Source organism: Gloeotrichia echinulata CP02 (genome assembly GCA_038087035.1).
Taxonomy (GTDB): Bacteria; Cyanobacteriota; Cyanobacteriia; order Cyanobacteriales; family Nostocaceae; genus Gloeotrichia; species Gloeotrichia echinulata.
The window spans coordinates 5,039,844-5,060,480 of the sequence record CP051187.1; the positions used below are offsets into that span (position 1 = coordinate 5,039,844).

18 protein-coding genes and 5 pseudogenes are annotated in these 20,637 nt (G+C 40.8%); 10 read left to right on the forward strand and 13 right to left on the reverse strand.

Annotated elements, in window-relative coordinates:
* Positions 1-390 precede the first annotated feature (390 nt).
* Positions 391-1,596 carry an ISL3 family transposase gene (locus HEQ19_22240; protein WYM01823.1) on the forward strand — a complete coding sequence of 402 codons (1,206 nt, stop codon included), beginning with the start codon at positions 391-393 and terminating at the stop codon, positions 1,594-1,596.
* A 296-nt stretch (positions 1,597-1,892) separates the two neighbouring features.
* On the opposite strand, the pseudogene HEQ19_22245 reads toward HEQ19_22240, so the two are convergent.
* Positions 1,893-2,558: pseudogene (locus HEQ19_22245) on the reverse strand (nitrogenase component 1).
* Positions 2,559-2,659: 101 nt separating this feature from the next.
* On the opposite strand from HEQ19_22245, the gene xisF (HEQ19_22250) reads away from it, so the two are divergent.
* On the forward strand, positions 2,660-3,952 hold the full coding sequence (gene xisF / locus HEQ19_22250; protein WYM01824.2) for a fdxN element excision recombinase XisF: 1,293 nt from the start codon (positions 2,660-2,662) through the stop codon (positions 3,950-3,952).
* A gap of 269 nt (positions 3,953-4,221) precedes the next feature.
* On the opposite strand, the gene tnpA is transcribed toward xisF (HEQ19_22250), so the two are convergent.
* On the reverse strand, positions 4,222-4,641 hold the full coding sequence (gene tnpA / locus HEQ19_22255; protein WYM01825.1) for an IS200/IS605 family transposase: 420 nt from the start codon (positions 4,639-4,641) through the stop codon (positions 4,222-4,224).
* An 84-nt stretch (positions 4,642-4,725) separates the two neighbouring features.
* Here tnpA and HEQ19_22260 point away from each other — a divergent pair, with 84 nt between their 5' ends.
* The 3 genes from HEQ19_22260 to HEQ19_22270 are packed head-to-tail and all read left to right on the forward strand — an operon-like array spanning position 4,726 to position 6,831.
* Positions 4,726-6,264 carry a transposase gene (locus tag HEQ19_22260; protein ID WYM03547.2) on the forward strand — a complete coding sequence of 513 codons (1,539 nt, stop codon included), beginning with the start codon at positions 4,726-4,728 and terminating at the stop codon, positions 6,262-6,264.
* 37 nt (positions 6,265-6,301) lie between these two features.
* Entirely contained in the window at positions 6,302-6,451 is a 150-nt protein-coding gene (locus HEQ19_22265) for a hypothetical protein (protein WYM01826.1), read from the forward strand.
* Entirely contained in the window at positions 6,448-6,831 is a 384-nt protein-coding gene (locus HEQ19_22270; GenBank protein ID WYM01827.1) for a hypothetical protein, read from the forward strand. The genes HEQ19_22265 and HEQ19_22270 overlap by 4 nt, the downstream gene beginning before the upstream one ends.
* Before the next feature lie 412 nt (positions 6,832-7,243).
* Here HEQ19_22270 and HEQ19_22275 read toward each other — a convergent pair whose 3' ends face one another.
* The 4 genes and pseudogenes from HEQ19_22275 to nifH all read right to left on the reverse strand — a co-directional run bounded on the left by HEQ19_22275 (position 7,244) and on the right by nifH (position 10,127).
* Entirely contained in the window at positions 7,244-7,843 is a 600-nt protein-coding gene (locus HEQ19_22275) for a hypothetical protein (protein WYM01828.1), read from the reverse strand.
* A gap of 38 nt (positions 7,844-7,881) precedes the next feature.
* Positions 7,882-8,115, reverse strand: coding sequence for a hypothetical protein (locus tag HEQ19_22280; protein WYM01829.2), 234 nt, complete (start codon positions 8,113-8,115; stop codon positions 7,882-7,884).
* A 564-nt stretch (positions 8,116-8,679) separates the two neighbouring features.
* Positions 8,680-9,471 (reverse strand): annotated as a pseudogene (locus HEQ19_22285) (nitrogenase component 1).
* A 182-nt stretch (positions 9,472-9,653) separates the two neighbouring features.
* A pseudogene (gene nifH / locus HEQ19_22290) lies at positions 9,654-10,127 on the reverse strand (nitrogenase reductase).
* Between the two features lie 110 nt (positions 10,128-10,237).
* Between nifH and HEQ19_22295 the strand changes: the two are divergent.
* Positions 10,238-11,665 carry an integrase gene (locus HEQ19_22295; protein WYM01830.1) on the forward strand — a complete coding sequence of 476 codons (1,428 nt, stop codon included), beginning with the start codon at positions 10,238-10,240 and terminating at the stop codon, positions 11,663-11,665.
* A 553-nt stretch (positions 11,666-12,218) separates the two neighbouring features.
* Here the strand turns inward: HEQ19_22295 and HEQ19_22300 are convergent.
* The gene (locus HEQ19_22300) at positions 12,219-12,365 is read right to left on the reverse strand and encodes a hypothetical protein (protein WYM01831.2); all 147 of its coding nucleotides are present in this window, start codon (positions 12,363-12,365) and stop codon (positions 12,219-12,221) included.
* A 253-nt stretch (positions 12,366-12,618) separates the two neighbouring features.
* Here HEQ19_22300 and HEQ19_22305 point away from each other — a divergent pair, with 253 nt between their 5' ends.
* Positions 12,619-13,221 carry a hypothetical protein gene (locus tag HEQ19_22305; protein WYM01832.1) on the forward strand — a complete coding sequence of 201 codons (603 nt, stop codon included), beginning with the start codon at positions 12,619-12,621 and terminating at the stop codon, positions 13,219-13,221.
* Between the two features lie 320 nt (positions 13,222-13,541).
* Here the strand turns inward: HEQ19_22305 and HEQ19_22310 are convergent.
* The 3 genes and pseudogenes from HEQ19_22310 to nifU form a co-directional block, all read right to left on the reverse strand.
* A pseudogene (locus HEQ19_22310) lies at positions 13,542-13,976 on the reverse strand (AAA family ATPase).
* 337 nt (positions 13,977-14,313) lie between these two features.
* Entirely contained in the window at positions 14,314-14,670 is a 357-nt protein-coding gene (locus tag HEQ19_22315; GenBank protein ID WYM01834.1) for a group 1 truncated hemoglobin, read from the reverse strand.
* 211 nt (positions 14,671-14,881) lie between these two features.
* Entirely contained in the window at positions 14,882-15,778 is an 897-nt protein-coding gene (nifU, locus tag HEQ19_22320) for a Fe-S cluster assembly protein NifU (protein ID WYM01835.1), read from the reverse strand.
* On the opposite strand from nifU, the gene HEQ19_22325 reads away from it, so the two are divergent.
* The gene (locus HEQ19_22325) at positions 15,777-15,968 is read left to right on the forward strand and encodes a hypothetical protein (protein WYM01836.1); all 192 of its coding nucleotides are present in this window, start codon (positions 15,777-15,779) and stop codon (positions 15,966-15,968) included. The two genes, nifU and HEQ19_22325, sit on opposite strands and share 2 nt — an antisense overlap.
* 59 nt (positions 15,969-16,027) lie before the next feature.
* Here HEQ19_22325 and nifS read toward each other — a convergent pair.
* A pseudogene (gene nifS / locus HEQ19_22330) lies at positions 16,028-17,234 on the reverse strand (cysteine desulfurase NifS).
* 419 nt (positions 17,235-17,653) lie between these two features.
* Here nifS and xisF (HEQ19_22335) point away from each other — a divergent pair.
* Entirely contained in the window at positions 17,654-19,198 is a 1,545-nt protein-coding gene (gene xisF, locus HEQ19_22335) for a fdxN element excision recombinase XisF (GenBank protein ID WYM01837.1), read from the forward strand.
* On the opposite strand, the gene HEQ19_31255 is transcribed toward xisF (HEQ19_22335), so the two are convergent.
* Complete coding sequence (locus HEQ19_31255; GenBank protein ID WZI66985.1) at positions 19,195-19,323, reverse strand: hypothetical protein; 129 nt, start codon at positions 19,321-19,323, stop codon at positions 19,195-19,197. The genes xisF (HEQ19_22335) and HEQ19_31255 overlap by 4 nt on opposite strands.
* A gap of 246 nt (positions 19,324-19,569) precedes the next feature.
* Between HEQ19_31255 and HEQ19_22340 the strand changes: the two genes are divergently transcribed.
* The gene (locus HEQ19_22340) at positions 19,570-19,776 is read left to right on the forward strand and encodes a hypothetical protein (protein ID WYM01838.1); all 207 of its coding nucleotides are present in this window, start codon (positions 19,570-19,572) and stop codon (positions 19,774-19,776) included.
* A 211-nt stretch (positions 19,777-19,987) separates the two neighbouring features.
* Here HEQ19_22340 and HEQ19_22345 read toward each other — a convergent pair whose 3' ends face one another.
* Entirely contained in the window at positions 19,988-20,590 is a 603-nt protein-coding gene (locus HEQ19_22345) for a hypothetical protein (GenBank protein WYM01839.1), read from the reverse strand.
* Positions 20,591-20,637: the final 47 nt, after the last annotated feature.

A 20,637-nucleotide genomic window follows, 5' to 3' on the forward strand; every position in this document is an offset into this window, starting at 1 on the left:
GTCTAGTACTTAGATATTGATGTTGTCTAAGAAAATACCGTATATATACTATGAATCAAAACTTTGACATCCTGTTATGATGCAATTTGCGAAGGTATATACACTAAAATTTTTCCACATAATAACTAGTTATCCAAATATGATTCTTGAAAAGACATACATTATAGAGAAAGGCCCAAAAGGATTTGATATTGATACATATAGCGAAGAACGCAATAAAAAGTACAAGATACTGCTTGATACTACAAGCTCCGAAAAAGAGCTTCAGAAATTCTTTGAAGAAAACCCATCTTTTATTCCGGGAGCGGTTCTGGTTCTTGGGTACTTAGCGTGCTAAAATGTTAAGATATTTTTTAATAATGTTTAATAAAATAAATTATGAAACGAATAATGACTCAACTCCTAAATTTGCCTGAAGTATTAGTAGAATCAAGCCTACAAGAGGGTCAAGTCCTAATTCTATCAGTAGGTAAAAAAGCGAAAAGTGCATCGTGCCCACACTGTGGTCAAAACTCAAGACATTTACATCAAAATCAAAAATGTTTAGTGAAAGATTTACCGATGGGGGATTTTGAAGTAATACTGAATGTCAATAGACGAAGATTCAAGTGTAAAAAATGCCGAAAAACATTTAATGAAAAGCTAGATTTTCTAGGAGCAAGAAAGAGGTATACATACCGATATGCGGAATATATTATCAAACAAGTGATTAATAGTAATGTAAGTAATGTGGCAAGAAATAATGGACTAACTAATGAAGAAGTCATATCAATGCTTGAAGATGTAGCTAAAAATGTGATGCCAATAGATGTCAAAGATTTAAGAAGATTAGGAATAGATGAAATTAGTTTGGTCAAAGGACAAGGAAAATTTATTGTCGTGCTAGTAGATATAGATTCAGGTAAATTGATAGGTTTAGTAAAAGAAAGAAAACAAATTGAAATCAAAAAAACCATGAGAATGTGGGGAGAAAAAGTTTTGTCACAAATAGAAGAAGTAAGTATTGATATGACAGGCAATTATAAATCTTTAATTGAGAAGATTTGTCCAAACGCCCTTGTAACGGTAGATAGGTTCCATGTTACTAAATTAGTACATGAAGAATTAAATCGAGCTAGGATAGCAGAAAAGAAAATAGCATCTGAGTTAAATGCCCCGGAAAGAAAAAAAGTATTTGAAAGTTTAAAAGGAAATAAATTTACAATTCTAAAAGCCGAGAATAAGCTCACCGAAAAGCAAAAAGATAAATTAAATAGAATTAAACAAGCTTCTCCTTTAATAGCTAGAATGCATTCATTAAAAGAAGATTTTCACAATTTATTTGAAGACAATAAAAATGTGGTAACGGGAACGCTAGAATTAATCAATTGGTTAAAAAAAGCTGAACCATATTATCAAAGAAGTGTGCAGACAATTAAACGGTGGTTTGGAGAAATAGTCGGATATTTTGAACGAAGGACTACCAGTGGAGTAGTAGAAGGAATAAATAATAAACTGAAGTTAATAAAGCGAAGTGGATTTGGATTTAGAAACTTTCGTAATTTTGAGATTAGAGCTTTACTTTCTTGGCATTATCCTATCAATTTAGCACGCTAAGTACGCAAGAGCCGTAAAACTAATACTTTCAGTAGATCCTTTGACTCAAACGATGTCAAGACTACCATTAATATACTGTCTTCAGCAGAAAATTTAGCAGCCAAACTTATTAAGCAACTCTAGTGGTAAACGCGATCGCACCATTTAATCTAAAAAATCGTCATTATAAATAGTCTTTCATTTTACAGTTTTTCTTTGAGCAAAATGCCAACAAATCCTAAAAGCCAGACAGAATAAGAGTTATATTGTTTAAAGCATAAAAACAGATTATTTTTAGATAACCCTACAAATTGCATTTAGACTAAAAATAGACTCATTTTTCTCCCCCCACAAAAAAACCTTACATTACCTGACTTCCAAACCCGATGACCAGGTTCGGAGTAATCCCAAGAGTGCATTTGACGGAAAGGAAGACCCATCTTTTGGAAGACATACTTCTCTTTCACACCAGAAGCAATTAAGTCTGGCTTGAGAGCTTTAACAAACTCTTCAAATTCGTAGGCGGTCACATCATCATAAACGATGGTACCATTTTCAATATAGTGAGTGGTACGTTTGTAGTCGTCATTATGAGCGAATTCATAACCAGTACCAATCATCTTCATACCCAAATCTTGGAAAGCGGGTACAACGTGGCGAGGACGTAAACCACCAACCATCATGGCGACAGTCTTACCTTCCAAACGGGGGCGATACTTAGCAACGATCGCATCCATTGTGGGCTGATACTTGGCGATCACCTTCTCAGCGTTTTCTTGGATCTTCGAGTCAAATTTAGAAGCGATTTCCCGTAGGGATTCAGCAATCTTGGTAGGACCGAAGAAATTGTATTCCAACCAGGGAATACCATATTTTTCTTCCATGTGACGGCTGATGTAGTTCATCGACCGGTAACAGTGGATGAGGTTAATTTTCACGTTTGGTGTCATCAACATTTCGTTAATGGTGCCATCACCAGACCATGAAGACGAGGTATGATTAACGGTTGTGTTTGAATGCGATCGCCATGATTTACGGTTATGCCCGCGTGTCCACAGTGGAACAATCACTAGAGTATGACGCATTGAAACAGCAAGTAAAGCGGCTAGAGGATGCTGGGGCTGAGGTGGTGCTGGTAGATGTGGAGAGCGGGCGCTCGGACAAGCGCAAAGAGTTTAACAAGCTTTTGCGATTGGTTAAGGAAGCGAAGGTTCGGGAAGTCATTATCACGCGCATCGACAGGTTAGGCAGAAGTGATATTGACGTGATTAAAACCATTCAACTGTTTAATGATTGTGGAGTAATTCTGAGGATTCTGGACGCACCCATTGACGTTAGTTCGTCGTTTGGTCGATTCAGTGCGAGTCAAATGGCTGCACTAGCTGACTTTGAGTCTCGGCTTTTGAGCGAGCGCACCCGACACGGGATGAATTATTTTCGCTCACAAGGCAAGTTGCAAAAAGCCTGCTTTGGGTATGAATTGAACAGCGATCGCAAACTAGAACCGCACCCGACCAACTTTCCCATAGCTAGGAAAATAATCGATTTACTGTTGGAAGGCTACAGCTATGGTGCCATTTCTAAGCTCTTGGTGGAGGAATATGGTATTGAATTTTCCCTTTCGGGGCTAAGGCATTGGGTAAACAATCCTGCAATCCTTGGGCATACACGATATTTTACAGAGATGGAATACCGGCGTAATCCTCGCAATCCCCGACCTCCCCAAATCACCCGGAATACTCATCAGGCGATCGCGTCCGAGGCAGAAATCAGCCAGATTAAGCGAAACGCCAAAACTAAGCCGCGATTATCTCTTAAGAAAGAGAAGGATTACCCGCTTAAGGGGCTTCTGAGATGCTCGCATTGTGGCGGAGGGATGTACCGCGTCATCTCCAAATACAAATCTGGGGAGACCCACTGGATAAGATGCGCTAGGCACGCCCAGAACGTTCATTTCTGCCCAAACAAAACCAATGCTAGGCTCACCACCCTAACCAAACAGGTGATACAACGAATTACCCAAAAGTCAAAGGAAGTTACTGAGCAATCCAATATCGGCGATCGCAGCCCTGAAGAGTCGGAAGCATTGATTGAGCTTAAGCAGCAGTTGACAGGATTGGTAGCGCTTGGCTCAAACAATCCTGCCATTATCGGGGCCGTGCGCGATATCCAGTCCCAGATAGATGCTGAGGAAGTACGCCTAAAATCTGCCTCTAGAATCGACTCTGACAGGCTAAAACTAGCTTGGTCGTATTCTCAGGCTAGTTTCTGGTACTCGCTTAACGATGGCGATTTAAGGCAGGCATTCAGGTCGTTTGTTGAGGTGGTATTTGTGGACGATTCAGGCAACGTTGCATCTATAGAATTTGGATGGTGAAGGTCATAGAACTCAATTGCCAGCTTTCTCAGACGCTTTAAAAATTCTTCCCTAGCCATTTTTCTCTCCTGAAGCGATAATTCAACGTTAATCAAAAATCAAAATTTTTCTGTATCAGCAGCGCCAGCGCAAAGTTGGCGCACCACCAAATACTCAGGTGCAAACTCTTAGCCATACCAGAATAACTGCGGCGGGATAGCCCCTAAATTCTATTTATGGGGGCTAGCCGCAGGCGAATTTATTCTCTACGAGACGCTGCGCGAACGCTGTCAAGTTTCTTTTTGGTTTTGAATGTACATTTTAATCGTTTCCAAAGTCGCGCCTCCCACTGTGGATACAAAGTAGGAATTAGTCCACAGGGAAGGTAGTCGGCTTTTTAATTCTGGAAATTCCAACCGCAAGTATCTAGATGTTGCACCCTTAAATCTCTTTACTGCTCTATGCACTCCAAACTGAGGGTCTACATCAATTAATAGATGTATGTGGTCAGGCATTATTTCCATCTCTAAAATTTCAACTTTAATATCAATAGCTATTTGAGCAAGTAACTCTTTGAGCCTAGATGCAATCGCATTGACCAGGACTTTTCTCCTATATTTAGGGCAAAAAATTACATGATATTTGCAAGAGTAGACAACATTATTGTTGGATTTAAATTTTTCACTTCGTGACGCTTCGCGAACAGTCATTTTCCGGAATAGTAGTTTACTATCCTGTATCTATATGTTAGAGTAAGGACAACTAATAAACAAGCATAAGGAGGTGATTCAATTTTGGCAGCAAAAACGTCTAGTTTCGTTACAGAAGTACCGTTAATAACGACATCTAAAGATTTGGCTATTCTCGCTGCCAGATTGTCAGCAGGAAGGCAGCTATATAATGCTGTATTGTCTGAAGGTAAAAGTAGGCTTCAGTTAATGAGGGATTCCGACCTTTACCAACAAGCCAGGCTAATTGATAAAAAGGATAAAAAATCCAAATCCGCAGCTTTTCAGAAAGCTAGAGAGGCTTATCGTTTTAGTGACTATGACTTACAAGCTTTTGCTAATAAAACAGCAATTGCAAGTGTTTGGATTAAGTCTCACCTTGATGCTCAAACTATTCAAAAAGTCGCTACTAGAGCTTTTAAAGCTTTAGAAAGAATGGCTTTTGGTAAAGCTAAAAAGGTCAGATTTAAACAAAAAGGGCAGTTCGCATCACTAGAGGGTAAAACCAATAAGCAAGGCATACGTTGGACTGGCAATGGTGTTGAATGGTCAAAACTAAGACTGCAAGCCATCATCACCAACGACGCTGTAATCTTGCATAGTTTAGCGTCCAAGATTAAATATGTGCGCTTAGTGCGTCGTATTCTTAATCAAAAAACCTATTGGTTCGCTCAATTAGTCTGTGTTCGCGTAGCGTCTCCGTCAGGAGAGGGTGAACCATATCAAAAGCCTAAAAATATTGTTGGTGATGGTACTGTTGGTATTGATTTAGGAGTTTCCACCGTTGCAATTGTTGGGGATAAAGAAACTATCTGGACTCCTTTTGCTGCTGAATTAGAATCAAAGCAGAAGAAGATTAGAAAGCTACAGCGCAAGATGGAACGAGGGAGCCGTGCCAATAATCCTGATAATTTTCATCCCAACGGCACTGTTAAAAAGGGTTCAAAACGTTGGCATAAATCCAAGCGTTATCAAAAAACTGCTGCCAAGAAACGCGAGATTGAACGCAAGCAAGCGGCTCAACGTAAATCTTCTCATGGTAAGCTAGTTAACCAAACTTTGAAACTCGGTAAGCATATCAAAACCGAGAAAGTATCCGTCAAGGCATGGCAGAAAAATTATGGTAAATCCATAGGTTTTAAATCGCCATCAAGTTTTCAATCAGAACTAGTACGCAAAGCTGAAAACGCTGGCGGCACTGTTCTAATGTTTTCGACTCGTAAAACTGCACTTTCTCAAACTTGTTTGTGTGGTAACAAGCAGAAAAAATCATTATCGCAACGTGTTCATCATTGCTCAGTCTGTGGGCTGAAGATGCAACGTGATATTTTGTCTGCTTACTTGAGTCGTCACGTCGATCCAAAAACAGAACTTTTGTCAATCCAGTCAGCTAGAAATGGTTGGCTAGGGATGGAACAATCCCTGCTGGACGGTTGGCAGAATGGGTCAAATCAATCTGCGAGAACTGCGACTGGTTCAAAGTCACCTATTAGCAATAGTGGGTCAGAGCGGGTGTCCAGTAATCTAATAGCGCGTGTTCGCGTAGCGTCCCGTAGGGAGGAGTCGGAACCTGTGAGGGTAAACGAAACTCGCGTAGTGAGTTAGAACCCCCTGCATTTATGCATGGGGTAGTTCAGTTGTTATGCCCAGCAAAAAGCCAAAAGTAATGATTTATCTCGATCCAGAAAAACTAGAGACTTTAAAAAAATGGGCTGAGGATGAACATCGGACGGTCAATAATCTGATAGTCATGCTTCTGGATAAAGCGATCGCATCTAAGGAGGCATCATGACTAACGCCGATTCACGCTTTGATCGCATCGAAGCGATTTTAGAGCGAGTTGCAATCCAGCAGGCTGAATTGTCCAACAAACAGAACATTGCCCAAGACCAAATAATTACCCTGGAATCAGCATTAGTGGAATTAGCAAACCGCCAAGCTAACACCCAAGAAAAGCTTGATGAACTGCTGACCACCGCAACCAACATTTTTAACCGGGATGCAGTGCTTAACGACGTGCTTTTGGAATTGCAGCAAAGTCACGAACAGCACGAAATCAGGTTCGAGGAACATCAGCGACGCTTTGAAGTGAATCAGCAAACCACTAACGCCGCACTGCAAAGCCTTGAGGCGATATTGTTGCAGCTGATCAGAAGATTTCCAGAAGGTTGAATTGAACCTTAGAAAAAATTTTCTAAGGTTTTGTGATTCCAAATTGTCGAGTTGGCGATCGCTACTACTGCCCATGATGGCAGCTTGAAGTCCTATATTGACAACATGGAAACACATTGAGTAGCTGTGTGCCGGGAAACTGGCAAGCACGGTTCCGAATGGGAAGTGAGATGCAGCAATGCTCCTCATCGACCCTACCTTTCCTGCAAGATGACCCCAAAAGGCTTGATTTTTCGTTAGTGAACACGGCTTTTTTGACACTACTGTATCAAATTATCAAAACCATACAGAATAAGGGTTTTCAGACCATCTTGCAGGTTTTTACAAGTATCTCGGTTTCATGCCAATACTGTAGTCGCCGGAATTTGGGGTGCAAGCAGGTGTTAGATATTGTACTGATATGCAGAAGTCATTAGTTAGCAGACCATTCGAGTAAGGACTGTAGATTTGCGAAGCTTTTGACTTTACATTCTGCTTGAAGCTTGGTTTCACTTTCATTATAAAGGAAATTCTCAATTTTCTTTGAATCCACCTCCATATTGAGATAGAAAATTTTGAAGCCATTTGAATTTTGAACTGCCTCAACTCTGTATAACTCAAGAGCCTTTCGGCTGTTATGATACTCTATAGACGATAAAAATCCATTAGTAGTACCCACGGCATCTGTGAAGGTTGAAAGTATCATATTAGTTATCTGTATAGTTCCGAATCCACTGATAGTAACACTATTCAAAAGAGGTTTAATAAACTTTAATCCCTGGTCAAAATTTATGAATTTTTTGGTAGCAGACTCTTCATACTTTAGATCAAGACCTTTAGACTCACTCTTCAACTTCCTTTTAGCTATTTCTATTAACCTATCCTTAAACTCAGGATATTCGATTGCAAAATTATCCAAAGAAATAATATTTCTGTTATTATTCTGCTTGATGAGCTTAATCAAAGAAGTATAGTATTCCATACCAAAAATTGCTATCAGTACGGATTTATGAATTTCCAGAAAGTTTTTCAAAATGCTCATTTGTCTATTAATACTCGTATAAGTGACAATTAAGTGTAAATATAATCTATCCCAAATCCTAAGCCCAGTGTTGCTATTGCAGTGTCGAACGACAACACAGCGGGTACTACATTCTTTTGTTGATTAGTAATTGCAGCTTCAACTTTACCAATAGTAAAAACACTGCTAACCACTATTCCGCTAACTGCTAAACCTGTCACACGAGCAATTTTCTTAAAATTTATAAAAGCGCCTGACACTTCACTTAGTTCAATAATAGTCAACTTATCAGTAGATGTACCAAGAATATTTACATTCTTAATCGTTGATTTCTCTCAGTATATTTATCACATTACTTCCTCGAATTGAATATAGCAAGTGTTTAATGCTACAAATATTCAAATTTGCAAAGATTTGTTGTATCAGTTGTTCTTGATAGTACCGTAATTTATACATACTGGAACCATAGAAATATTTTTCTAAGGTCAATCAAGGGGGGCAACTTAAATTAAATTGAAAACATGCAACCACTGCAAACGCCTAACAATGCAGCTAACCACTGGGGGGAAATCGCCCCAGAATTGGGAATGTATTCAATGTGGCGCGGTTTTGGTTATTAGGCTTGATGGGGTCGAACGGTTGTACAAGCCAAAGGGTGGCTTCTGACTAAACGGTTTAGTTTAGCTTGAACAAAAACAGAGACACCCTAGAAAAATTTCTCTAGGGTTGTCTCTGTCGAACCCGTGAAACCATTGCATTAAAACTTGCACTCCAATCCGTATAACCCTTATCCTGTAAGGCTTTGAGTAGCTTTGCGGTCTTAGACTCCAATCCGTTAGTCAAACCGCGCCATCACCAGACCACTGAGCGACTACGCGCAAGCCGATTTCTTCTAATAGGATGCGGCTAGCCCAAGCATCACCACCGATGTTATAATCACCGATGATTGCTACGTCATAAGGGGTAGCATCAAACTTGAGTGTGCCATCTTTCTTGGCTTGATCTGCTCTGGGGAATACCCAGTCACGAATCATATCGTTAGCAATGTGGTGTCCCAAAGACTGAGAAACACCACGGAAGCCTTCGCAACGTACAGGAACAACAGGCTTACCAGTTTCTTTAGCTGCTTTCTTAGCAACTGCTTCGATGTCATCCCCAATTAGACCGATGGGACATTCAGATTGAATAGAAATACCACGGCTGAGGGGGAACAGTACTTCGAGTTCTTGAATCAGCTTGAGAAGTTTTTTGTCACCACCGAAAACGATGTCACGTTCTTGGAAGTCAGAGGTGAAGTGCATGGTACCAAAGGTATCAACACCAGTGGTACCGATGTAGTAGTTACGACGACCAGACCAAGACCAGTAACCGCAACCAACAGGCCCGTGGCTAATGTGGATCATGTCCTTAATAGGACCCCAAACCACACCCTTAGAACCTGCATAAGCACAACCACGAGCGGTCATTACACCAGGTAGTGATTTGATGTTAGACTTAACGCCGCAGTCAGACTTACCTTCTTCGTATACGTTTAAGTGCTTTTCCCGTTTTTTTGCAGCTTTTTCGGGGTAAGCTTCGAGAACTTCTTTAATTAGTTCTTTTCTTTCTTCGATGATGTTCTTGTTTTCTGGAGGAGTCATTTTTGCCTCTCGTGCGCCTAAGGAACGGGATAGGGGGACTAGGTAGAACTACAGCTTTTGTCCCCTGTGGGGTTGGGGACTCGTAGTCCCCTTGGGGAATATAGGGAATGTTGGGAGAAGGTCAAAGGTCAAAGGGAAATTATGTAATTTTTTCCTTCTTCCTTTTTCCTGCTGTTAGGGTCTTATTTCTTGCCGGCTGCAGCTTTAGCAGCGTCAGCAGCAATTAGTTTTTCTGCTTCTTCGTCGCTTTCGAGAATACCGAATTCGATCAACAATGCTTCTAGTTCGTCCATCTCGATGGGGGTGGGGATGGTTAGCTTGTCGTTGTTGATGATCTTCTTAGCTAATGCGCGGTATTCTTGACCTTGGTTGCTGTCTGGTGCGTACTCGTTAACAGTCATCCGGCGCAATTCTGCGTGTTGAACGATGTTGTCGCGAGGTACGAAGTGAATCATTTGGGTGTTCAAACGTTCAGCCAAGGTTTCGATCAATTCGATTTCGCGGTCAACCTTACGGCTGTTACAGATCAAACCACCTAAGCGTACACCACCAGTGTGAGCATATTTCAAAATACCACGAGCGATGTTGTTAGCAGCGTACATCGCCATCATTTCACCGGAGGTAACGATGTAGATTTCTTGTGCTTTACCTTCACGGGAAAGAGCAATGATATTATCCTAATAGCCGAAAAATGTTCATTTTCAACAATGTTTGCCGCAATCATTGTCTGGGATAAACAGTTTTTTTATTAGGGTAAATCTAGGGTATGAACAAGACACAGGAAGCATTTGCCGATTTTCACCAAACAGCCATCACCGATGGGGGATATTTAGGCAGAATGCAATCGGTAAAAAATCAAGAAAATCACCTGACGGCAAAATTAGAAACAGAATTAAAAGCAGTTAATGCTAGACTCAAAGCTGCTAGAGTTAATGTTTCTGTCAGAAATTCTGGTAATTCACTACAATTAAGAACTACCCTACCCATCAAACCAGGGGATATTGATAGAACCGGTACAGGCACAAAACAATACGATATTTCTTTGAGCATACCATTTAATTTTGATGGGTTAACTACTGCAGAAGAGGAAGCTTATGAACTGGGAACTTTAATTGCTCGTAAACAGTTTCAATGGACTGATAAATATTTAGGCAAAACTCGCAATAAAATTAAAACCAAAACAATTGGTGATTGGATTGTCGATTTTGAACAAAACTATTTTCAAACCAGAAAACGCAATCTCAAAAGTGAAAATACATTTAATAGCTATTTCTATATTGCTCAAACCCACTTACCAAAGGATAAGCCAGCAATAAATGCCAGTTTTATTGAAGCTGTGCAAATTTGCCCTTCATCAGATAGCGTGAAAAATGAATTGATTAAAGTAATTAGGGTGCTGTGTAAGTGTTCTGGTTTAGAAGTTCCAGAGTTGAGTAATTTAAAAATAAAACCAAGTGCTAAACGTAAGCGAGATATACCCACTGATGTAGAAATAGAGCAAGAATATCTAAAATTTGAAATCTATGCAATTAACCGTCCTAGTAAATTGACAACTAGGGAAGATAGGAATAACTGGAAACTTTGGCGCTGGGTATATGGGATGTTATCTACCTATGGATTAAGACCAAGGGAAATCTTTGTTAATCCTGATATTGATTGGTGGTTATCATCAGAAAATACGATGAATACATGGCGTGTGAATGAGGAATGTAAAACCGGAGAACGAGAAGCATTACCATTATATCCGCGTTGGATCGAAACTTTTAATTTAAAAACAGATGGGGAAGCGATTGAGTTATTAACAGCGAAGATTGCAGATAAAATTACCAGTAAGCAACTCAATTCTGCTCGACATGGTACAGACAGGTGGTTTAGATTTGTGGAAATTCCTTTTCAACCCTATGATTTACGTCATGCTTGGGCAATTAGAGCGCATTTAATGGGCATTCCAATTAAGGCTGCTGCTGATAATTTGGGTCATTCGGTGAATATGCACACATCCATTTATCAAAAGTGGTTTAGTTTGGAAAATCGCAAAGTGGCGATTGAACAAGCGATTAAAAAAAAGTCTAGGGTGGAAGAGTTGCAAGAGATGGTTATTCAGCTTGAGCAGCAAAATGAGAGATTGAGAATTGAGAATGAAAGATTGAGGTTACAGATAGGAAATCAAGATTTGGTGCGAATGATTAATTAAATGTTTTTGCGTTAATCTAGGTTCTCTTGAAGGTAGTGAAACCCAACAAAACACCAGAAATGTTGGGTCTAATTTCCTCAAACAAACCTACGTAGGTTAAGGTTTTTGGCGCTAACTGAACCGGATTGCAATATATCTACAATTCCAGCCTAAAAAAGTTTATTTATAAACATCTCCTCTTGCACCAATAGTGTAAATTTCAACTTCACTAGAGTCAAGATTAACTGTAAAGATAATTCGGATTTTGCCCATACGCAGTCTATAAAACAATACAGTTCAGTTAGGCTCGAATGATATACACTGTAGGGGCACGGCATCCACAATTTTTTCTTCTAACGACAATTTTATTCGTGCCGTGCCCCTACGACAATTTTCCTTAACTGAACTGTATTGGTCTATAAAATCCTTCCCAGTCTCCCTTCATTTTTTTAATGTCAAGTTCCGTGAAGGAATAATCCCCTGTTGCTCAACAAAAATAAGGATTTGATTGAGTTTCTCCCTAATCCTCTCAGTATCTTCAACATTTGCCTTGTCTAAGAACTTAATGGCGTTTTTACGAAATTTGATTACCATGTTTCACCCAATCTGTCATATCAACTGATTCTTCATCTTCATAGTCTGATGGTGAACCAAACATTTCATTCAATTCTTCTTGTTCTTCTTCACTTACATAGGATATGAGAACTTGACATAGTAACATTCGTTCTTCTCGCAGTACTTCACGTATGCTCTCTTTGATTAGAGCTTTAAGTTCTTGAATTTCCATTAGCGTTATCCTTGATAATACAAAAAATATAACATATTTTATTCGATATCAATTTTTGCTTTATGTTTTTCTCTCTTTGACAAAACAATATTGCCGGAAAATGCCCAGATAATTTTTATTTTGAGTTAGAATAGGAATGGATATCATGCAGCAAATAGAATTATTATTACAAGGAATTTTATAATATATGCCTTATAGTCAGTTTACAAGTATTGGCAAAGTTAAAGAAGCTTTTGGGTTAAAAACACAGGAAGGCGGACGATTTATTCCTACTATCGAACAAATTGAAGCATCTGTAACACTGAAGGCATATCTTGAAGAAAGTTTACCGCTGGCTAGTTCTGCGAGTGAAAAAGCCCGTTCAGAGGGGATTATTTACCCAATTTTATTAGAGGTGAGAAGGATTTTACATCGGCAAATTAGTTTATTTTCTGGGGAAGATTTTACAGTTGATGAAGCTGTGGGACTTAATGGAATGTGTGATTTTTTGTTGAGTCGTTCCCCGGAAGTTTTGGAGATTGAAGCACCTGTAATGGTGATTGTGGAAGCAAAAAAGGCTGATTTAAGAACTGGATTTGGACAATGTATTGCAGAAATGGTAGCAGCGCAAAGATTCAATGCTGCAAAAAATCGTCCGCTTTCGACTGTATATGGTTCTATTACCAGTGGTACGCAATGGCGTTTTCTGAAATTGGAGGGTGATATTGTGACTATTGATTTGCTAGATTATCCGCTCCCACCTGTGGAGGAAATTCTAGGTATGTTAGTTTGGATGCTGCAAAATGGGTGATTGGCGTTAATGTAGGGTGCGTCAGTGCGAGAAAACCTAGCTACACGCGGAATTTATTTCTGAAATTCATATTAAGTAATATAAATAACTTGAATCAAATGTGCTAATTTAATTGTAATCAACAAAACACTAATTTGTAAACAATTTATCAAAAACCATGTATCACCATTGACAACAGGGATAATCTAGGGTAAAAAACTATAATATATCGAACATTTTCCTAATTTACTTTGCTTTTTCTAGGGCAAAAATAGGGAAATATAAAATCAAAAACTGCAACATCATTACTCAACAAAACCCTAAACCAACACAGCTTAATCTTCACGGATAGGCATAGCGAAACCACCGCACACAACGTCGCCTAATACGTCGTAAGAAACGAAGTCAACGTCTTGATAAGCACCGTTTTCTTCCAAGAAGTTGATGGCGGTGATAATACCACGACCGGCGCAACCTACACCGGGTTCTGGACCACCAGATTCTACGCAACGTACACCCCGGAAACCGGTCAACATTACTTCTTCGAGTTCTAGGTCTTCTACTGCGCCTCTTTCAGCAGCCAAGTGCAACACGGTGGTTTGAGCTTTAGAGTGGAGCATCAAACGGGTGGAGTCAGCTTTGGGGTCACAACCGACGATCAGAATGCGCTGACCCATTTCGGCCATAGCTGCTAAGGTGTTTTGAGAGGTGGTAGATTTACCGATACCGCCCTTACCGTAGAAAGCTATCTGTCTAATTTTTTCATCAACAGCCATGATTTTTCTCCTGCAATTGTTTGGTTGGTGGGTCTTTGCGTTTGTGTGAGAGTCTCACGCCTGTTGAGCTACGGCTGTGAGCTTCTGTAGAACGTCGCCGGGGGCGCTCGCTCCACAGTTAAGAAGGTGTACATTGGAGACATAAATTATTCGTTGTAGTTTGTGAGTTTTTTTGTAGTTTTTTCTTTTTTGGTTTTGTTCTTTGTTCTTTGCCATTGATGCTGACAAAGAACAAAGAAATTACGCAATTTACAAATACGTCATAATCTGTGCCAGTGGGAAACACCAAGTAGGACTTGAGGTCACTATTCGTCTTCCTATCAATAGGTCAGTCCTATTACTTGCCTAAAATAGAACCTTTCAAGCCAGCAACTTTTTCTAATGCTGCTTTGGTGTCATCTGCGGATACGCCACTTGCAGTCATTGCTGCACCCAGGTGCTTAACAATTACGTCGAAGTGTGGATCTTGTAGGCTCATACCTGCGTGGGTTTTGTCCATTGGACGACCTGCATATTGCTTGGGTCCATCCAGGATTTGAGAGAAGAAAGCAATTTGATGAGTACGTTGCTTGGCCATATCTGTACGAGCGAAAAATGTGCTAACGCTGCTGTCTGCCAAGATGCTCTTGTGGAAGTTATCAACAACTTTCTCAAGTGTAGGCTGTCCACCGATTTTTTCGTACAATGTGCTCATAACCGATTCCTTTGAAGCGAGGTTAATTGGATGAATTTTGCAACCAGGCGCTGAATATCTTCGCCTATGTGTTGTTAGCATTCACAGCTAATTTAGCTGTTTGTAGTCAGTAGGAATTCAGCATTGATGGGAAGACAATGTATGGACTTCAAATCCTACTTTATGTTACTGGCTGATGGTTATTAGGGCGTATTTGTAGAGTACGTAAGTCCTAAAACAATGGCTCAACCGCTTCGACTACAAGGTTTTTGCTGACGCGATCGCGCAGTCTCGATTCTATCGCAATTTTCAGCGTGGCTGTACTGCTCGAACAAGAACCACAAGCACCTTGCAGCACTACTTTTACTCTATCTCCTTCTACGTCGTAGAGTTCTACATCTCCGCCGTCAGCTATCAAAACTGGTCTGACTTCTTCATCCAAAACTTTTTGAATGAGTGCGATTTTCTGTACAGTTGTCAGTTGGCGGTTGTCAGTTTTTTGTTGTTGCTGCTTCTGACCACTAATCACTGACCGCTGACTGTTTACATCTGCTAATATATCATCAATATTAGCTAAACAAGAACCGCATCCGCCGCCGGCTTTCACATAATTTGTTACATCTTCGGCATGGGTAAGGTTATTTTCCAAAATCACGCGCCGAATCTTGGATTCGCTGATACCAAAGCAGCTACAAACTAGCGCTCCTTCATCATCATCATCATCATGGGCAGCGCGAGCAATGCCTCGATAATTATAAATGGCAGCTTCTAAGGCTTCTTGCCCCATTACCGAGCAATGCATCTTGGCTTCTGGTAATCCACCCAGATAGTCTGCAATATCTTTATTTGAGACTTTCAGGGCTTGATCTAAAGTTAAACCTTTAATCATCTCGGTCAGCGCACTAGAAGAAGCGATCGCACTGGTACAACCAAAGGTTTGAAACCGAGCATCCAGAATTTTGTCGCTCTTGACTTCCACTTTTAGGTGCAATCTCAGCGCATCACCGCAGGCAATGCTACCTACTTCGCCAGTGGCAACTTTAATTCCAGATTCGCTAGTCTCTTCGATTTCTCCCTGATTTAAGGGATTGTAAAACAATTCTAATACTTTATCTGTGTAGTCCCACATGAAGTTTTTCCTTTGTCATATGTTCTTTGTCATTTGTCATTTGTCATTTGTCATTTGTCATTTGTCTTTTGTCTTTTGTCATTTGTTGTTTGTTCTTTGTTCTTTGTTCTTTGTCTTTTGTCATTTGTTCTTTGTCATTTGCTGTTTTTTGGTTTTAACCACTAACTACTCACCAATGACTAATGACTAATGACTAATGACCAATGACTAATGACTAATGACCAATGACCAATGACCAATGACTAATGACTAATGACCAATGACTAATGACTGTTCTTGTAGCCAATTGGCTGCGTCATTTTTGAAGGGTGAAAGAGCGCGTAGACGTTCTACAATTTCGGGCATTACGGCGATAACTTGATCGATTTCGGCTTCTGTGGTGTAGCGACAAAGGCTAAAGCGGATGGAACCATGCAAGGTGGTGTAGGGTAAGCCCATTGCGCGTAAAACGTGGGAAGGTTCCAGTGAGCCGGAGGTGCAAGCAGAACCGGAGGAAGCACAGATACCGTATTTGTTCAGGGAAAGCAGAATTGCTTCACCTTCGATATATTTAAAGCCGATGTTGGTGGTGTTGGGTAATCTGTGGCTAGGATCACCGTTAACTTCACAGTTGGGAATCTTGGCGAGTAAGGTTTTTTCTAGGCGATCGCGCAGTTTTGCTTCTCTTTTGGTCGCTTCTTCTAAATGTAGCATCTCCAGTTCGGCAGCTTTGCCTAGGGCGATGATTCCGGGAACGTTCTCTGTTCCGGCGCGGCGTCCCCGTTCTTGGTGTCCGCCAATCAAAAAGGGACGAAATCTGACTTTGCGTCGCACATACAAGACGCCAATTCCTTTGGGTGCATGTATTTTGTGACCGGATATGGTCAGCATATCCACGGTGCTAGTCTTCATATTCAGCGGAATTTTTCCTACTGCTTGCACCGCGTCTACATGGAAGAGAGCGCCATACTCTTTTACTCTTAACCCAATCTGCTCAATTGGAAACACCGTGCCGGTTTCGTTGTTGGCGTACATAATTGTTACTAAGGCGGTGTTACCTGTCAAGGAGGCTTCTAGTTCATTGAGATCTAACTGCCCCTGACTATTTACCGACAGATAAGTAACATTATAACCTTGGGTTTCTAGTTGTTTGCAGACATTTAAAACTGCTGGGTGTTCAACTTGAGTGGTGATAATATGTCGTTTTTCTGGTTGCGCTAACAATGCGGCGCGAATCGCGGCGTTATCTCCCTCAGTCCCGCAACTGGTGAACACGATTTCTGATTCATCTGCACCCAAAAGCGCTGCAACTTGTTCTCGTGCTGTTTTCACGGCTTTGGCAAGTTGTCCGCCGAAGGTGTGCATACTAGAGGGGTTGCCGTAATATTCTGTCAGGTAGGGGCAACATCACCTCTACAACTTCTGGATCTACCTTTGTTGTGGCATTATTATCGAGATAGATGCAGTTATTTTGCATGGCTTTCAATTTAATTTCTCACTAGCCCAGAATTTGAACAGAATGCAATATAAAGCATTAAGTGTAAAGTTTGAGGTTTCAGGTTCTGAACTCGGAGTTTCGTGTTCCGAACTCGGTGTTTCGTGTTCCGAACTCGGAGTTTCCTGTTCGGAACTCGGAGTTTCGTGTTCTGAACTCGGAGTTTCGTGTTCTGAACTCGGAGTTTCGTGTTCCGAACTCGGAGTTTCGTGTTCCGAACTCGGAGTTTCGTGTTCTGAACTCGAAGTTTCAGGTTTTATCCTTAATTCTTCACACTTAATCCTTCAATCGTCAACTTGCTCCTACGACTTGCTGCTGACGTTTTTGCAATTGTTCAGCAAACTTCTGAGAATAGAAGCATCCACTATCAAATATAATAAAGGTTGTGTCTATGCATTGTTATGGAAAGTTGGGGTTACGCAAGAGTCAGTGGTGAGGAGCAGCAAACAGATAAAGGTGCGTTGCGTAAGCAAATAGAACGCTTGCAGAATGCTGGATGTTTAAAAGTATACTGGGATATTCAATCACGGACAACGGAAGTCAGGGAAGGACTACAACAATTAATTAATGACTTGAAGACATCTGCAAAGGGTAAGGTAATATCTCTGCAATTTACCCGGATTGATCGTATCGGCTCATCATCGCGTTTGTTTTATTCATTGTTGGAGGTATTGCGTTCCAAGGGGATTAAACTAATAGCCCTAGATCAAGGAGTTGATCCAGACAGTCTTGGCGGAGAATTAACGATTGATATGTTACTTGCGGCTGCGAAATTTGAGGTAAGAATGGTGACGGAGAGATTAAAAAGTGAACGTCGTCATCGAATAGACCAAGGAAAAAGTCACCGAGTTGCCCCATTAGGATATCGTATCCACAAGGATAAATATATGCGCGATGACTCACCATGCGTTTGCTTGTTGGTGGGAAGAATAGAATTAACTGTATCTGATGTAGCCCGGTATATTTTTACAACTTTTTTTGAGTGCGGTTCAGTTGCAGCTACTGTTCGTAAACTGCACTCAGATTTTGGGATAGAAACAAAGGTTTTTGATTGGAACAAGCCAGAAAAAACTTCACGGATTGTGAACGAAGACGACTTAGATAAAATTGTCTTTACACCAAATAAAACTAACCACCCATTGCGTTATCCGTGGTGTGGACTGAGATGGTCAATTCCAGGCTTAAAAGCATTATTAGTCAACCCTGTGTATGCAGGGGGCTTACCTTTTGATACTTATGTTAAATCAAAAGGCAAGCGCAAAAATTTTGATGAATGGAAGGTAAAATGGGGAACCCACGATGATGAGGCAATTATTACCTGCGCCGAACATGAACAAATAAAACAGATCATCCGAGGGAATCGACATAACCGATGGGCTTCCAGAGAAGATAGCGAAGTCAATCCATTTTCTAATTTAATCAAATGCGCTCATTGCGGAGGTTCAATGACGCGCCATGCAAAACGAGTAAATAAGAATGGGGAAGCTATCTATTATTATCAGTGCCGTTTGTATAAAGCTGGTAATTGTAGTAATAAAAATATGATTTCGTCAAAAATATTAGACATCCAAGTGGTGGATTTCTTGGCACAAGAAGCCGAACGGTTAGCAAACTTGGTGGAAACAGATGAGCAACCTATTGTAGAGGAACCCTCAGAAGTCAAAACTCTCCGTGCATCGCTGAATACTCTAGAAACTTTGCCACCAAGTTATGCAATCGAACAAATAAAAAATGACCTCAAAGAACAGATTGCGATCGCACTGGGAACCACAAATAATGCATCCAGACAATCATTGATTGCTAAAGAACGAATTATACAGGCTTTTGCTAATAAGAGTTACTGGCAAGGATTGGAAGCCCAAGATAAACGAGCAATACTCAACGGCTGTGTTAAAAAGATATGCGTAGATGGGAACTTTGTTACAGCCATTGAGTATCGTTACTAAGCAGTTCTTTGTTTGGACTTTGTTTTTCGTTTTGGAATAGCCGAGGTAGATTGTAGCTCGGCTTTACGTTTCTCCCATTCCAGAACTGTGCGAATTACCACTTGTGACCAAGATTCGTAAGCCATAAGTACCATTGTTTGTTAATTTGAGAATAGCGAAAATTGAATTTTTTTTTGTTCATCGCAAGCAATTGGTTGTAATAAGAATGTTTGGAGAGAACAAAAGGGCTAAAACTGGTGAAAGATGGTAATGTGGCAGTTGTACGCTGGAAAAAGAAATTCTGTTGCCAAAATGCGCGGATGGTGTAATACATAGAGCGAGTTGGGGCGGGAATTTTCAACACAAAGGGGCGCGAAGGTAAACGCAGAGGGGTGCAGAGAATTCGCTATGAATTAATTAAGGGCTGTACTAAGGCGCAGACTTATCGGGTTTGGGCGGAAATCAGGCGATCGCTTATCTTTCATCAAAGCCATTTTCACCAAAGTGCGATCGCTCCTCATTTATGCAACGCCGAAAAACCTTCTCTACGAATGCGAGTGCGTGTCGTAGACGGACGCACTCGCGTTTGTTTGCGTTAGTCCACGCAGGTGGACTTGGTTTGTAAGGAAAATTGTCGTAGGGGCACGGCACGAATAACATTGTCATTACAGCAGTTTTCACGTAGTTGAACCACACTCTCAGGGCACAGCAGTGCTGTGCCCCTACGGCAAATGTGGTCTATTTACCTGAAAATAGCTGTAAGTGTATATCATTCGAGCCTAACATCCCCTGGCTGTTGTATGGACTAGATCAACCATTCTGCACCATCCAAACTAGGAAGCCCAAAATTTGCTCAACTGGTGGTAGTGGATAATCAGTCAAGTCAATCGTCACAGTTTGCCCTTCTAGTTTGAGAAACCGCCAAACCGTACCGCTCGTGACTGTTCCGTAAATCGTGGAAATGGGCTGCTGTTTCTGTTGATTAAAACGTTGTGCTGCTACCATTTCGGCTAAACATTGTCCCAGTCCTGGTTTCAGGTCTTCTTTCTTCGCTTCCACCAAAACCACAGCAGGCGCTTTAATAAACAACTGCTCTGGAGAGCGACTAATGAGAAAATCGACATAGCCTGTCAAATCAACCTCTGGCTGCACGTTGAACTCTTCGCCCGAAAAGACGCTAATTTGTCCTTTAAGCTGACGTTTAACTTCTAACAAGAGTGGATTGATAATGCCTTCAGAACGCGCTTTTTCACTACTCACCGCGATTGCCCAAGGGAGGGTTTCTTTCAGGGTATCTTTGAGTAAAGAACTCGGATTGACTGGGGAAATCTCTGGTAGAAAGGGATCGCCTTCAACAATCGTCAGTTGAAAATCATCTACAGCTTTACTCAAAGTAAATTTACTATAAGGCATGAAGGTTTTCCTAATCTATTTTTCAAGCTAGCGCGATCGCCTGTTTC